The following is a 14068-nucleotide window of genomic DNA, read 5'->3' as shown; positions in this document are numbered from 1 at the left end:
TATGTGCAAACGCATCGAATTCACGATGCGCATGTATAGTCGCAAGTATACCCTTACTTATGCTTTACCTGCAGAATTTCAACCCCTCAATATGGTTCCTGCAGTCGCAATTCCCCATTAACACACGGCGAACATGAGCAGAACACCCCACCTCCTTACACTAGAATGAGGTAACCAACGAGCAGGTGTTGACCAAGTGGGAAACGGGAGGGTGCGCATGCAGAACGGAACTTCGAATGCCGCACATGACGAGGTGAAACCGCGTGCGTGGACGAAGTCCGAAGACATCGCGCGGCGCATGCTCAACCTCATGTTCTCCCTCAGCGTGGCACAAGAACCCCTCACCACTGAGCACATCATCAACGACCCCGAGATCGGCTACACCAGTCCATCTCGCGAATCGCGCATCAAGGCGTTTGCCCGCGATCGCGAATCTTTAGCCTCTCTCGGCGTCCATATTCGAGAGGCGTCCGACTCCCACAACGCCAAAAACGAGCAGCGGAGCTGGGAGATCGACCGAACTTCCACGCATGCCGACACTGCCGCGCTCTCGCCGTACGATGCGGAGGAGGCAGTTGCGGCAATCGACCAGATATTTGCACTTCACGCCGACGATCCAGCGCGTTGGCCCCTCCAAATGGCCCGCACCAAACTGTGTGAAACCGCGGGCATCTCCCCGGAGGGCTCCAGCACGCAGCCGCTGAACATCAAGCGCGATCTCACCAACTTGTGGAACGCTTTTTCGCGCAGAAGGCCGGCGTCGTTTACCTATCGCGACGCACGCGGAAACGAGAACATCCACACCGTCGACCTCTACGGATCTTTTGAACGGGGGAGCTACGTATATCTTGTCGGACGCGACCATGGGGCAGACGGGCTGCGCACTTTTAGAACCGACCGCGTTGTCTCCGCGAAAAGCTCACCGGAATCGAGCAGGCCCTACGTGATTCCCTCCGAGTTCGACATCACCGGCTCTCAATTCCTCCCCTTTGACTTCTCCGCATGCAACCCCGTCTTGGCGGAATTCTCCTTTTCGCCCGGCGTGGGCGCTCACGAGATCGAACTCATCACCAAAGGCAGGGGAGAGACACGCGATGAGGAGGACGGGTCGACGCAATGGTCCGTCGACGTACGGGACGTTGATGCCGCAGCGCGATTTGCCCTCGAGCACGCTCATATCGGCCTTTCCGTTCGTGGACCCAAGGTGCTCGTCGACTGCGTGAACCTTATAAAACAAAAGGCGGTAATGGCGAATGAACAGCAATGATAAGCCCCTGGGTAGGGACGAGATTACGAATCTGTGCTTAATTCTTCTCACTTCCCTCACCGCATCGACAGGAGGCCATATACGCATCACGGATTTTTGCCGCAAGTTCGGTATCAGTTCATCCCAGTTCGAGCGCGTTTTTGAACTGCTCCAGTCAATCGCCGATGAACGCACGGGTGCGCGCATCGCCATCGTGCGGGACGAAGATCGCGTCTCCCTCATGGGCAACGCCGGAGCAATAGAACCCGTTCGCCTCACCGCTCCCGAGGCACTTGCGCTCAACCAAGCGCTTGAACGCTGCAACCTCGACAACCGCGTGCGGGAGCGAATCGCGACGGCACTCGCCCCCATCACGCATGAAGCCACAGGCAAGCGCCTCCTCTCCGGCGATGCCCTCTTCGGCGGATTCTATCCCGCCGTCGCCGAGGCAATCGCCTATGGGGTGCGCCTGCGCATGAAGTATCGCGCCATATCCGAAGATGCCCCGTGCGAGCGAATCATCGACCCCGGGTACATCGAGGTCGCGGGTGATGCCGCATACCTCGTGGCGTGGAATGTCGTGAAGGGTGGGCAGCGCAGCTACCGACTCGATCGCATCGATTCAGTCGAGTTGACCGAGGATTCCGTAATCGACCATCCCTTTGTCCGCCTCTCCGCCGCGGAAAGCCTGCAAAAGCATGGAGACACCGCCAAGATGCGATGGAGCACCCAAGAGGCGTTCGACGCGTCCACATGGGCGGGTATCGACCGCGATAGCGCGAAGCGCAACGACGATGGCACGGTCGAGGCGAACGTGAGTTATACCTCAACGCCATGGCTCTTCGACCAGGTGCTCGCTGCCGGTGGAGAGCTCATCATCGAGGCGCCGGATGAGCTCAGAGCTGCTCTCATCACCTACGCACGATAGACACGGGGCGCGGCGACCAAACTACCGGTGGCTGGCACGCCAAAGCTCAAGATAGCGACCTACCTGTGGGCTTTCGATACGCTGGTACGCGGCGGGCAGAGACGAGAGGAACTTCTTGCCATACCCCTTGGTCACCAAACGCGAATCCGCCAACACCAAAACGCCGGCGTCGGTCGACGTGCGAATCAGTCTACCAGCGGCCTGCTTGACCTCCAACACCGCCTCGGGCAGCGAGTAGCGGGCCCATGCGCGATCCTCACGCACACCGCGTTCGCACGAGAGCGGGTCCGTCGGGCTCGAGAACGGCAACTTGGGAATCACCACGCAGCGCAGGGTGTCGCCGGCGGCGTCAAAACCCTCCCAAAACGCCTTAAGGGCAAACAGGGAACTCGTCTCGTCGGAGAGGAATCGATCACGCAGGATCTTGGCGGACGTGTTCTTCTTCTGGCAATCGAGAGCGAGGCCCTCCTTTGACAGGCGGGGAGACACGCGGTCGAACAACTCCTCCATGTCACGCCTATTCGTAAAGAGAGTGAGCGTTGAGCCCCCCATTGCCATATGTACGTCTACCAGCAGGTTTTCCAAAGCATCGAGGTATGCCGCCCGATTACGCGGATCGGGGATATCGCCCGCAACCACCACTGCCATATTTCGCTCGAAATCGTAGCTCGAATCGAGGTGTAGAGTCTGGAAGGACTCGCGTCCCAAGCGATCCAACCCCACGGCATGGGTGAAGTGATCAAAACTGCCCGAAACTGTCATGGTCGCCGAGGCGAATATCGCCGTGTGCATCTCGGGCAGCCAATTTTCAGCAAGAGCCTCACCAATATCAAGGCGCTCGGCGCTTAGGCTCTCCCCACCCGCCTTGATGCGGCGGTTGACCTGGCACGAGTAGACATAACGGTCGTTGGTGCCTTCCACCACCAGCTTGAGTCCGTCGTTCAGCTCCTTGAGACGGCGTTGCCCATCTGCGACGTCTGCGACAAGCTCCGGCTTTTCCTCCGCCACAGTCTCAACGAGTGAGGCGAGGTTCTTTGATGCCTCATCGAGTGCGTCGATGGCCGTATTCGCGACCTCGGCGAACACACCCCATGCGGCACTTTCCCGCACCTCGCGGCCAATCCACATGTTGGCGGTATCGTATCCGCTATCCGAGCGGGCAGATCGCGCGAGATCGCGCACGGCATCGAAAAGATCGGCCATGGCCAGGGATGCACGTTGCGTGCTCGAGGTCGCCTTGGCGGTCAAACCCATGAACAACGTGGCGGCGTCAGAAGCTGCGAGGTCTCGGGTGATCCTCCCCAGCGAACCGGTGCGCGCACCGCCCAACCGCTCAAAAATCGATCGGCTCTCGTCCGCAGAGACCGTGACCGCCCACTGCCTGCGAGCCTCACCTTCGATCGAATGGGCCTCGTCAACCACCCAATGACGAATAGGCGGCAGGATCTTTCCGTCCGCCGCGACATTGCGGAAGAGCAGCGAATGGTTGGTTACCACCACATCCGCGCGGGCGGCGCGCCGGCGAGATCCGTGGACCATACATTTGTCGGGGTAAAAGGGGCACAGCCGCCGAGCGCATTCGCGAGAGGAGGTGGTGAGATCTGCCTTTCGCACACTCCTCCAGCGAATGCCCAACCCATCGAGATCGCCAGCGGGCGATTGGCAGGCGTAGGCGTAGATAACGGCGATGGCGGTGAGCGTGTCTGCCGGGTCGCGCGTGGTGTGGACCTCGCTGGCGCGCGCCAAGCGCTCAAGTTTTCGCAGGCATGGGTAGTGGTCATAGCCCTTGAGGGCACAATACGTCAGACCGCCCTCGATTTCACGGGCCAGACGGGGCAGCTCGTGATACATCAGCTGATCCGCCAGATTATTCGACTTCGTGGCGATGCCAACCGTGATGTTGTTGCGTTTTGCCGCCTGAGCGAAGGGCACGAGATAGGCGATTGACTTGCCCACACCGGTACCAGCTTCGATCACGCGATGCGAAGAAGTCGCCAGGGCATCACGTACCTCGGCTGCCATCTGCATTTGCTCCACGCGCGGTTCGTAACCAGGGTACATGCGGTTGACGAGACCGTCTGGCTCAAAGCACGCTTCGACCTCTTCGCGCGAGGGCATATTGAGTCCCGGAAGCTCATCGGCATCGATACGCGCACCAAATCCCGCCGCAGACGAAGAGTCGGCGGCCAAAATGTCATGTCTGGCACTTACCAGCGAAAACACTGCTTCGGGATGGCTGCCGGCCAAGAAGCTAAAGATCGGCCGGTAGCTCCACGGTACATCGGGGTGCATATCCGCCAAACGGCGCATGAGGCCGAGCGGCAGGTCATCAAGCCCGCAAAGCAGGATGCGCCAGACACCGCACAGCGCCTCGACATCGGCATTCGCACGATGAGACACGCTCGCACACCCAAACAGCTCGGCCATGGACGCGAGCTTATGTGAACTCAAACGCGGCAATGCAATGCGCGAGAGGGCGAGAGAATCAATCCAGATGTCCGACACTTCCGAGCCGCCACTCACGGCCTCTATGAACCCTCGGTCGAAGGCTGCGTTATGGGCAATCACCGGCGCGCCACCCACGAACTCCGCAAGAGCGGCAACCGCCCCTTCGGCGGAAGGGGCGTGAGCAACATCGGCATTCGTGATACTCGTAAGCTCCGTAATCTCGGCCGGTATAAGCCCCGAGGGCTTGACGAACGTATCAAAGCGATCGACGATCTCGCGACCGCGCAAACGGGCGGCGGCGATCTCAATCAGCTCGTTCTCACGATGGGATAGCCCCGTGGTCTCGGTATCGAGCACCACCACGTCATCTTCTATCAGGCCAAACGAACGCGTCTCGGCACGGGCGGCGAGCGTTGCGTATGCGTCAATAACCTGCTGCGGAGTGCCCGGAAGCACCGCCGCAGCCATCGCGAGCGGTGATGCCGCGGCGGAGGCGCTCATCGACCGGCTCGCTCGAGGGCCAGATCGACCAGTTCGACACACAGATCGCTAAACGCGATACCGGCGTGGCGTGCCTCATCAGGCACGAGAGACTCAGGCGTCATGCCGGGAATGTTGTTAGTCTCGAGGATGACGGGGCCTTCCTCCGTGACAATTACGTCTGTACGCGAGATACCGTACAGACCCAACGCCTCATGCGCGCGACAGGCGATATCCTGCACCTGTGCGTAGACATCCTCAGGCAGCTGGGCTGGAATCCGATGGATTTCGGCGGGGTCGGCGTACTTCACCTCGAGGTCGTAAAACTCCGACTGCTTGGGCATGAGGATCTCCACCACGGGCAGAGCGCGAAGGGTGTCGCCATCGCCAACGGCGGCAACTGAACACTCGGTACCAAAGACCCGACGCTCCACCATGACCTTCTCACCGTGCTCGAATGCGAACTCAATAGCAGCGGCGAGCTCCGAGGGGTCCTTCACCAGGGAAATACCGTAGCTCGAGCCGTTCACCGCCGGCTTTACGAAGCTCTGAGGCCCCACAACCTCGATGATCTCCTCTATCGAAGGCATATCGGCGCGGCCGAACGTCACACTCGGCGCGACGGGCAGGCCGGCGCGGCGATAGAGCAGCTTGGAAAGGTCCTTGTCCATGGCGATGCCGCTCGCAAGGGGAGACGAAGCCGTATAAGGGATGCCCATGAATTCCAGCACGTGCTGGGTCATGCCATCCTCGCCACCGCGGCCATGGAGGGCGATAAACGCCACATCGAACGACCCCGTGGACATGGTGTTGAGAAACGACGGGTCGGCGGGATCAACCAGCTCCACCGCTCCATAACCCGCCTCCTCGAGCCCCTGTACGACATGAGCACCCGAAGCGAGGGAAATCTCGCGCTCATCCGAGATTCCTCCCGCAAGGACTGCAATCTTCATGTCCTGGCGCGTCTTGTCGCTCATGATGTCACCTTTCAGGCTCGAATCCCCCTCAAAGCCCGTTATGGCGAGGGAGCGGTGTCCATTTCACGCAATAGCTGCGCATCTGCATCGCAAATGCCCAACAATACCCTATTGTATAGGTATATATGCCCTTGAGACGCACGAGCATCTCACCACCCGAAAGGCGACAAATGGAACGCACCGATCGTGCACGCGATATACGTCTCCTCGATTTAGAGGAACTGCAGAATTTGGTCAAAGAACTCGGTCAACCTGCTTTTCGCGCCAAGCAATTGAACGAATGGATTCACGAGAAGAACGTATGTTCGTTTGATGAGATGACCAATCTCCCTGTGGCAATGCGTGAGAAGCTATCAGAGCGCTTTTCCTTCAATGTACCGGTTGAGCTTGTTAAACAGGTCTCCAAGGATGGCTCTCGCAAGTACCTCCTGCAATTTGCCGATGGCGTCTCCGTCGAGACCGTTGGCATGCCTAATCGAAACAAGCTGGCCGTCTGCATTTCTTCTCAGGCGGGCTGCGCCATGGGATGCGCCTTTTGTGCGACCGGCCTTGCCGGCCTTTCCCGTTCTTTGACGGCTCAAGAAATGGTCGATCAGGTGCTCCATGTCTCCCGTGACTTCGGCGAGCGCGTTACGAGCGTTGTCTTCATGGGTCAAGGTGAGCCCTTCGCTAACTTCGACGCTACGATCGACGCGTTGCGAGCGCTCAACGATCCCGATGGACTCGCCATCGGAGCGCGCCATCTCACCGTCTCCACCTGTGGCGTTATCCCCGGCATTCGCAGATTCGCTGAGCTTCCCGAACAGTTTACGCTTGCGATTTCTCTGCACTCGGCCGTCCAGGGAACACGCAACCAGCTCATGCCTGGCGTGAAGAAGTACACGCTTCCCCGGCTCCACGAGGCCATCCAGCTCTATGTTGAGAAGACCGGCCGCCGCCCAACGTACGAGTTTGCCATGATCGACGGCATCAACGACACCAATCCCGAGATGCAGGCTTTGATCGACTTCTGCGCCGGGACGCTCTGCCACGTCAATCTCATTCAGCTCAACAACATTCCCGACAGTCCGTTCCGTCCTTCTCCCATCGAGAAGGTCGAAACGCTGCAGCGCCGCTTAACCATGCACGGCGTCGAGACGACTATTCGAAATTCTCGCGGCAGCGATATCGATGCCGCGTGCGGCCAGCTCAAGCAGCGCCGCTTCCGCGTTCAGTAGGGGACACTGCCAAGGAGACGTCGTCCAGGTAGTTACTCAAGGGTCCAGCCGGGAGAACTGTCCAAGAGCGCTTCCTATGGGGCGAACAGGAGGCACCACCCAGGGGAGACCATCAATCCACGGGTGATGTGTTTCACATGAAACGAAGTAGGGGTCGCGAATTGTGTTCGCGACCCCTATGTTTATATCTCTCTCATCAACCCACATGAAGGAGGTGTTATTCAAAGCCTGAGGCTAATGCTTAGCATTGGGTGGATCAAAAGCATTGAGGTGTCTTCCCGAGTATTTCACACCTACTTATTGTTAGGTACCTAATAACCTATTGACTCCCACTGTCTTTCCACCCAGTCCTGATTGACTTGAGGATTCTTGGTCAACCGTGCTGTTCGCAGAGCAACTTCTTCCGACATCTCGTCTACCTTCTTTTTCGAAGTTGAGAAGATATCGGTCACACCATTTTTCATTCGTTCGATGGACTCGGGCCGCGTCACAACAATGAATCCAACAACAGCTCCAAGCCCCACTGCCAACGAAGTTAAAGCAATCTCAGATGCCCTGCTCATCGTTTACCTCAATCATTATTTACATCGACCATAGATTCAAGGATGCGTTGCAGGTCATCCTCATCCTTGAACTCGATTTCAATCTTATTCTTACCCCGTGTCGCGCGCACCTTAACATTGGTATTGAAGATCTGCCGCAGCACACGCGCTGCCTTTTTATACGACTGCGGTGTGACCGGACGAGGTGCACGCGGCGAATCTCCGACTGAAAATAACGGAGCAAGGTTTTCAGTCGCACGAACTGACAAACCTTCAGCAATAACTTTTTCAGCAAGCTTAATCCTTGCATCCTCAAAGGGAACAGCAAGAATGGCGCGCGCATGACCAGCAGTCAGCTTACCCTCGTACATCATCTGCTGGACCGACTCTGGAAGGTCAAGGAGACGAAGTGAATTCGTTATCGCTGAACGAGACTTAGAGACAGCTTTCGAGAGAGCCTCCTGTGTCATTCCACTCGCCTTGATGAGCTGTTTGTAACCCTTTGCCTCTTCTATGGGGTTAAGATCGGATCTCTGAAGATTTTCGATCAACGCAAGTTCGAGCATCTTCTGATCGTCAACGTCCCTAACAATAACCGGAACTTTTTCGAGTCCCGCTATCTTCGAGGCCTGATACCGACGTTCACCGGCAATAATCTCATATTTAGAGCCATTCTTTCGCACGAGGAGCGGTTGCAGGACACCATTCTCGCGAATTGACTCACTCAACTCCTCGAGTTCAGATTCATTGAAATGAGTTCGTGGCTGATTGGGGTTTGGAACGATCTGCTCCAACGGCATCTCCGTCTCAGGGGCTGCAAATCCAGTCTCAGACTGAGCTTCCCCCATAAGAGAACCCAGACCACGTCCGAGCGCGGGCTTTTTCTTTGGACTAGGCACGACGAATCACCTCTTTAGCCAGATCCATATAGGCAATTGCGCCCTTGTTATGTGGCGCGTACTCAATCACAGGCATACCGTACGAAGGAGCCTCAGACACCTTTACAGAACGAGGAATGCAGGTTTTGAAGGCGGTATCTCCAAAATAGTTCTGTACTTCCTCAACGACCTGATTCGACAAAGAAGTTCGCGAGTCATACATGGTCATTAGCACACCATAGGTATCAAGGTCTTTATTAATGCGACCTTTAACCATACGCATCGACTCCAAGAGTTTCGTTACGCCTTCAAGTGCGTAATACTCGCATTGAATCGGAATGAGTACACTGTCTGCGGCAGCAAGTGCATTAATCGTTAACAAGCCAAGTGAGGGTGGACAATCTATGAGGATAAAATCGAATTCCTCTTTAACGGGATCCAGAAGATCTTTCAGACGTGTCTCTCTGGCCATAGCAGAAACGAGCTCAATTTCGGCACCGGCAAGTTGAATAGTTGCCGGAATGATGAATACCCGTTCACTAACCGTATCGTGAATGAGTTGTTCTGCGGGAACATCATGCAGGAGCGCATCGTAGATGCATTGCGAAAGTTCCTCTTTATCGACTCCGATTCCGCTCGTACTGTTACCTTGCGGATCAAAGTCGACAATCAGAACCTTACGTCCCTGCTTTCCTAATGCTGCTGCAAGATTTACCGTTGTTGTCGATTTTCCGACGCCACCTTTTTGATTGATTATTGCAATTGTGTGCAATGGCTTAGCACTTTTCGAGCGCTTAACGTCGCGAAATCCCACATTCCCTCCTGGATCTTCAATATGTATGCTGCATTACTCCCATAGGGATCAAGTTTCACGTGAAACATTGCGGACACAACAACGTCCTTTTGTCCCAACGATATAACTCATTAACAATCTTAATATGTTTCACGTGAAACAGCTAGTAAGAGATATCTTGTTTTTAAATTCACCTATGCCGTCAATTCAAGCTGCTTATGGCTTCACATTGGGATATCAATAATGAAATTTCCATTCCAATTGAGCGAACACTATTTGCGCACTGAATACCGATGCTTCGTGATTGTTTTGAACATAGTACTTATATGCTTAGTTGCCAGAGGATTAGATCTCTTAAGAAACAAACAGCCATGAACTAGCTAGAAATTTAACAATCATCTGCATTACATCAAGCCAGATGAATCACAGTTTCACGTGAAACAAGATCGGGAGACTGAGGGTAAACGCGATTGTGTTACCCTTCAATACCTGTTTCTTCTTTTAATAGCATTCTCGACATGAATGGATGATCTATTTAGATTGGTTCAGTTGGAAAACACAATAACCAACACTTCGAACATAACTCAAAACTAGAAACGCATAACGTAAAAGACAAGACGAATAAAGAAATAACCACCCCCAAACATGAGGTGGTTACAATAAAACAGACATGAATTGGAAAAGAGACTAAGAAACCAAGGGCTGTTTCTTAGCAAGACCAACAGGTCGAGGGAGATGAATCTTTGGATTCGAGACTTTCTGGTAAAGAAACACTGTGCGATGACCCAACCCACGAGGCAACTCGAACTCATCGGAACCAATGAGTTCCAATCCACATATCGAAGCTGTTTGATCTGCGATATGACATTCATCTTTGGAGGGGTTTGCCTTTGCAACAATCAAATAGCCATCTTCTTCAAGAAATGGAGTGGCATATTCAACAATGAGATTCATCTGTCCAACTGCGCGCGCAAGGACGATATCGAAAGCGTGGTGATGCGCGGTAGCATATGATTCGCAGCGATCGTGAACAGCCTCGACACCTTCTAATCCAAGTTCCTCTATAAATGCCTGAACGGCTTGAACCTTCTTGCCAACCGAGTCGAGTAACACACCATCACAGCCGGTGTAAACACAGAACGGAATACCAGGGAAGCCGGCGCCGGTACCAATATCCAAGAATCTTTCCGGTTCAATGGGCAGATCCCTGGTAAGGGCAAGGGAATCGACGATATGCAGAATCAAGGCATCGTGGATATCTTGAATCCTTGTGAGATTCATATACTCATTGACCTGATTGACCATGAGTAGATGCTTGATACACATTTCCGCTTCGTCCCTACTGACCTCAATATCAAGCTCTAAACAGTAGGAGATAAGCTCATTTACGAGGTTTGAAATTTGCTCCTCGGATTCACCGAGTGCATGTAGTTGAATCCTGCGAGACGTCTCTTGCGACATAGACACCATCCAATCAAAATGACTGAGGTTAGTGTATCAAGAAGTTCAGTCATAAGAAAAGGGCACCCGAAGGTGCCCTTTCGCAAGCAAATACCTTGAAGCTTATCGAAGCGTAATGACCACGCGACGCTCAGGTTCCACACCTTCGGAGTGAGTATCAATGCGATCGTCTTCACGAAGAGCGATGTGAACAAGACGGCGTTCATATGCCGACATAGGAGGAAGGTTAACCGAACGACCCTGAGAAACAGCACGAGAGACAGCGTTCTTTGCCATGCTCACAACCTTGTCGTGGCGTCGACTCTTGTAACCCTCAACGTCAATAGACACCGGATAACGGAATCCAAGCTTACGACTCACAAGCAGGGAGACAAGCGTCTGAAGAGATTCAAGCGTGCGACCATGGCGGCCAATCAGGACAGCTAAGTCGGGGGCAGTAATATCCAGAATGAGCTCACCCTCATCACCTTCGTACTCGTCAATGGAAGACCCTTCCGCATCGAAATGAGAAAGGATGGAGCGCACCACGGAAATGGCGACATCGGCAATGGTGTCGAGCTCTTCATCAGTTAAGGCGACGCCTTCTTTATAATGGACGGCAATCTCGGGATACTGGCCGACAATCTGCTCATCAGCAGACTCTACAGCCTCGTCGATAATCTCTTCAACAAGTTCGTCAGCCATGATCTTCTCCATAGTTTGGTACCTAAATAAGATTACAATCCGCTACGTGAGCTAGCGACATTAGCGGCTTTTATGGGGGCGCTTCCTGTGCTCGCGACGAACCACATCGACCTCGATGGGAGCGTTCACCATGCGCTCCTCCTCCTCGGCCTTGGCCTTCTCGATGACCTTCTGGGTGACGAAGATCTGCTGGATGACCTGCCATGCGGAGGAAACGTCATAGTACAACAGGACGCCGGCGGGAAGACCCCAGCCCATGAAGAGCATCATAACGGTCATGACGACCATCATCATCTTGGTGCTCTGCGCCTGGGCGCCCGTCTGGTTGCGCGTCATGTACAGCTGCGGGATGAACGTCAGCAGACCGAACAGGATCAGGGCGAGCAGGTACGGCAGAGCCTCGGCAAACCCACCAGCAAAGGCCTGGGAGGGAGACATGACGAGGTTGGGCAGGATGTTGAAAAAGGAGAAGCCCTGCTCAGCAGCACTGGGGAAGTAATGACCGAGGTCGCGCAGGAGGTTGAATAACGCGATCATGATCGGCATCTGGATGAGCAGGGGCAGGCACCCGCCAAAGGGGTTGAACTTGTTCTCAGAGTAGAACTTCTGCATCTCCTCTGCCTGCCGCTGGGGATCGTCCGCGTAGCGCTCTTGAATCTCCATGAGCTTAGGCTGCAGCACCTGCATACGAGCGGTCGATTTGGTCGACTTGAGCATCATGGGCGTCAAAGCGAGGCGAATAATCACCACCAAGATGATGATGGAAAGACCCCAGTCGCCCGCAAAGCCCTGTATGAGCTGAAGCGCCTGGAAGAGAATCTGAACAATCCAGTCCCACATACCAATAATCCTTACAGTAGGAACCAATACTTACGGCACGGGGTCATACCCGCCGGCATGAAACGGATGACAGCGCAAAATACGCCGCACACCCAGCCAACAGCCTTTGACCACGCCATATTTCTCTATTGCCTCAACAGCATACTGAGAACAGGTGGGGATGTATATACACGCATCGGGTAAAAGGGGCGAAATATACCGCTGGTACCCGCGAATCGCGGCAAGGCAAAAGCGCTTGAACATCCCCGTACTCCACATCCTGCTCAGTTGTTGTGGACAACGTGAGCCCGACGCAAAAGAGCGAGCAGAGCCAGCCGCATCTCCTCAGGAGAAGCGGTACGAGTGCGGGGCGTCGCGAAGAGGATAATCTCGTGGCCCTCGATGGGCAGCTCACAGGAACGCGCGGCTTCTCGCAGCACACGCTTGGAGCGGTTGCGGACCACGGCATTTCCCAACCTTTTGGCAGCAGCGAAGGCGACCCGAGCCGGATCGCCTTCGCTGACACAATCACATATAACCATGCGAATCAGAGGATGGTTGAGCCGCTTCCCCTGAGTAAACACCCGCTCAAAGTCCTGATGGGACTTGATGGTCTGCATGAGAGCTTAGTTGTCGCTCACCGTGAGACGCTTGCGGCCCTTAGCGCGACGACGGGCGAGAACGGCGCGACCGGCCTTGGTGGCCATACGGGCGCGGAAGCCGTGGGTCTTGGCGCGCTTGCGCTTGTTCGGCTGGTAAGTACGCTTCATGGTTAACATCCTCCTGGTGCGTTTCGACTACTCGAAAAATATACGCGTGAGCTAAGAGATTGTAGGGAATATGGTGCGGGAATGTCAATCTCGCAACCATGAAATACGCATACTTTTCGAAGGTGCGCGATCAAGGGCATTGGCGCCTCCCGTCACGAACCGTTTCTTTCATAACTTTTCATGCACTTATCAACAGGTTGTTAGCAGTATGTGGATAACTTTTCAGTTCTTTCCAACACTTTTCAACACAATGGGAAAACTTGTTGAAAAGTTTTGAAAGCTTCCAACGTGACCTGCTATCCTAGGTTCACGGCAAACGTAGAAAGAACGCACCATGTCAGAAGACTTCTACCCATTTGTGGATTCCGGCGATCCGGCTCCGGACAACACCCACCTCACGGGAGCAGCGCCAATACAGGAAGCCAACCGTAGCGGCGCCTCAACGGGGGCGACGGAGCGGTCGCAATCTGCATACACGACGCGAATCTCGGTGTACGACGACATGTTGTCCACACCGCGCGTCATCGTAGTCGAACAGGCGGATGTACGTACGTACCTGGAAGATGTGACCAACACCGTCCATCGCACCATGAAGGAACAGGGCGGTCACCTCTCGCTCATGATCATCCGCGAACTTGTGGAAAACTTCATACACGCGCAGTTCAGCGAGCCGGTCATTTCCATATTGGACAACGGCGACACGATTCGCTTTGCGGATCAGGGCCCCGGCATCGACGACAAGGAGCGCGCGTTTGAATTCGGCGTGACGAGTGCGGATCGATTTAAAAAGCGATACATCCGAGGAACCGGCGCGGGACTCCCCAT

General features: G+C 54.8%; 15 protein-coding genes. 4 read left to right on the top strand and 11 right to left on the bottom strand.

The features are described 5' to 3' along the window. The first annotated feature begins 217 nt into the window (after positions 1 to 217). Together ACT8II_RS06100 and ACT8II_RS06095 are read left to right on the top strand one after the other, a co-directional pair. Positions 218 to 1267 carry a helix-turn-helix transcriptional regulator gene (locus ACT8II_RS06100; RefSeq protein ID WP_443813342.1) on the top strand — a complete coding sequence of 350 codons (1050 nt, stop codon included), beginning with the start codon at positions 218 to 220 and terminating at the stop codon, positions 1265 to 1267. Then, complete coding sequence (locus tag ACT8II_RS06095; RefSeq protein WP_294122193.1) at positions 1254 to 2174, top strand: helix-turn-helix transcriptional regulator; 921 nt, start codon at positions 1254 to 1256, stop codon at positions 2172 to 2174. Before ACT8II_RS06100 ends, ACT8II_RS06095 begins: the two co-directional genes overlap by 14 nt. A gap of 21 nt (positions 2175 to 2195) precedes the next feature. On the opposite strand, the gene ACT8II_RS06090 is transcribed toward ACT8II_RS06095, so the two are convergent. Both ACT8II_RS06090 and ACT8II_RS06085 read right to left on the bottom strand, forming a co-directional pair. Further along, a complete protein-coding gene (locus ACT8II_RS06090; protein ID WP_407496173.1) occupies positions 2196 to 5123 on the bottom strand; it encodes a helicase C-terminal domain-containing protein in 2928 nt (975 codons plus the stop codon). Next, on the bottom strand, positions 5120 to 6079 hold the full coding sequence (locus ACT8II_RS06085) for a D-alanine--D-alanine ligase family protein (protein WP_443813339.1): 960 nt from the start codon (positions 6077 to 6079) through the stop codon (positions 5120 to 5122). The genes ACT8II_RS06090 and ACT8II_RS06085 overlap by 4 nt, the downstream gene beginning before the upstream one ends. A 170-nt stretch (positions 6080 to 6249) precedes the next feature. Between ACT8II_RS06085 and rlmN the strand changes: the two genes are divergently transcribed. Further along, positions 6250 to 7296 (top strand): 23S rRNA (adenine(2503)-C(2))-methyltransferase RlmN, encoded by a 1047-nt coding sequence (gene rlmN, locus ACT8II_RS06080; RefSeq protein ID WP_302742016.1) that lies wholly within the window; start codon positions 6250 to 6252, stop codon positions 7294 to 7296. 311 nt (positions 7297 to 7607) lie between these two features. On the opposite strand, the gene ACT8II_RS06075 is transcribed toward rlmN, so the two are convergent. The 9 genes from ACT8II_RS06075 to rpmH form a co-directional block, all read right to left on the bottom strand. Continuing rightward, a complete protein-coding gene (locus tag ACT8II_RS06075; RefSeq protein ID WP_294122184.1) occupies positions 7608 to 7859 on the bottom strand; it encodes a hypothetical protein in 252 nt (83 codons plus the stop codon). Between the two features lie 8 nt (positions 7860 to 7867). Further along, positions 7868 to 8686 carry a ParB/RepB/Spo0J family partition protein gene (locus ACT8II_RS06070; protein WP_118654034.1) on the bottom strand — a complete coding sequence of 273 codons (819 nt, stop codon included), beginning with the start codon at positions 8684 to 8686 and terminating at the stop codon, positions 7868 to 7870. A gap of 43 nt (positions 8687 to 8729) precedes the next feature. Beyond that, complete coding sequence (locus ACT8II_RS06065) at positions 8730 to 9530, bottom strand: ParA family protein (protein WP_118654033.1); 801 nt, start codon at positions 9528 to 9530, stop codon at positions 8730 to 8732. A gap of 666 nt (positions 9531 to 10196) precedes the next feature. Beyond that, positions 10197 to 10970: a 16S rRNA (guanine(527)-N(7))-methyltransferase RsmG gene (gene rsmG, locus ACT8II_RS06060; protein ID WP_118654032.1), complete on the bottom strand. Its 774-nt coding sequence runs from the start codon at positions 10968 to 10970 to the stop codon at positions 10197 to 10199. A 102-nt stretch (positions 10971 to 11072) separates the two neighbouring features. Beyond that, positions 11073 to 11654 (bottom strand): Jag family protein, encoded by a 582-nt coding sequence (locus ACT8II_RS06055; protein ID WP_199588913.1) that lies wholly within the window; start codon positions 11652 to 11654, stop codon positions 11073 to 11075. Between the two features lie 60 nt (positions 11655 to 11714). Continuing rightward, a complete protein-coding gene (locus ACT8II_RS06050; RefSeq protein WP_407496167.1) occupies positions 11715 to 12494 on the bottom strand; it encodes a YidC/Oxa1 family membrane protein insertase in 780 nt (259 codons plus the stop codon). Between the two features lie 30 nt (positions 12495 to 12524). Beyond that, positions 12525 to 12737, bottom strand: coding sequence for a membrane protein insertion efficiency factor YidD (gene yidD / locus ACT8II_RS06045; protein ID WP_233546205.1), 213 nt, complete (start codon positions 12735 to 12737; stop codon positions 12525 to 12527). 20 nt (positions 12738 to 12757) lie between these two features. Beyond that, positions 12758 to 13093, bottom strand: a complete 336-nt coding sequence (gene rnpA, locus ACT8II_RS06040) for a ribonuclease P protein component (RefSeq protein ID WP_294122178.1) — start codon at positions 13091 to 13093, stop codon at positions 12758 to 12760. A gap of 6 nt (positions 13094 to 13099) precedes the next feature. After that, positions 13100 to 13243 (bottom strand): 50S ribosomal protein L34, encoded by a 144-nt coding sequence (rpmH, locus tag ACT8II_RS06035; protein WP_039910401.1) that lies wholly within the window; start codon positions 13241 to 13243, stop codon positions 13100 to 13102. Between the two features lie 334 nt (positions 13244 to 13577). On the opposite strand from rpmH, the gene ACT8II_RS06030 reads away from it, so the two are divergent. Then, positions 13578 to 14068, top strand: a 491-nt coding sequence (locus tag ACT8II_RS06030; protein ID WP_443813334.1) for an ATP-binding protein, incomplete at its 3' end; no start/stop codon positions are given.

The sequence above is a fragment of the Collinsella sp. genome (genome assembly GCF_052346665.1).
In the GTDB taxonomy this organism is placed as follows: Bacteria; Actinomycetota; Coriobacteriia; order Coriobacteriales; family Coriobacteriaceae; genus Collinsella.
The sequence above is the reverse complement of the archived record's forward strand: the minus strand, read 5'-3'. Positions and strand labels throughout refer to the sequence as shown.

What these genes read in the sequence shown, in the direction of transcription:
- rnpA (WP_294122178.1), bottom strand. Translation starts at nt 13,093, where the DNA reads ATGCAGACCATCAAGTCCCATCAGGACTTTGAGCGGGTGTTTACTCAG.
- ACT8II_RS06095 (WP_294122193.1), top strand. Translation starts at nt 1,254, where the DNA reads ATGAACAGCAATGATAAGCCCCTGGGTAGGGACGAGATTACGAATCTG.
- rpmH (WP_039910401.1), bottom strand. Translation starts at nt 13,243, where the DNA reads ATGAAGCGTACTTACCAGCCGAACAAGCGCAAGCGCGCCAAGACCCAC.
- ACT8II_RS06100 (WP_443813342.1), top strand. Translation starts at nt 218, where the DNA reads ATGCAGAACGGAACTTCGAATGCCGCACATGACGAGGTGAAACCGCGT.
- ACT8II_RS06055 (WP_199588913.1), bottom strand. Translation starts at nt 11,654, where the DNA reads ATGGCTGACGAACTTGTTGAAGAGATTATCGACGAGGCTGTAGAGTCT.
- ACT8II_RS06090 (WP_407496173.1), bottom strand. Translation starts at nt 5,123, where the DNA reads ATGAGCGCCTCCGCCGCGGCATCACCGCTCGCGATGGCTGCGGCGGTG.
- rlmN (WP_302742016.1), top strand. Translation starts at nt 6,250, where the DNA reads ATGGAACGCACCGATCGTGCACGCGATATACGTCTCCTCGATTTAGAG.
- rsmG (WP_118654032.1), bottom strand. Translation starts at nt 10,970, where the DNA reads ATGTCGCAAGAGACGTCTCGCAGGATTCAACTACATGCACTCGGTGAA.
- ACT8II_RS06070 (WP_118654034.1), bottom strand. Translation starts at nt 8,686, where the DNA reads ATGGGGGAAGCTCAGTCTGAGACTGGATTTGCAGCCCCTGAGACGGAG.
- ACT8II_RS06075 (WP_294122184.1), bottom strand. Translation starts at nt 7,859, where the DNA reads ATGAGCAGGGCATCTGAGATTGCTTTAACTTCGTTGGCAGTGGGGCTT.
- ACT8II_RS06050 (WP_407496167.1), bottom strand. Translation starts at nt 12,494, where the DNA reads ATGTGGGACTGGATTGTTCAGATTCTCTTCCAGGCGCTTCAGCTCATA.
- yidD (WP_233546205.1), bottom strand. Translation starts at nt 12,737, where the DNA reads ATGTTCAAGCGCTTTTGCCTTGCCGCGATTCGCGGGTACCAGCGGTAT.
- ACT8II_RS06085 (WP_443813339.1), bottom strand. Translation starts at nt 6,079, where the DNA reads ATGAGCGACAAGACGCGCCAGGACATGAAGATTGCAGTCCTTGCGGGA.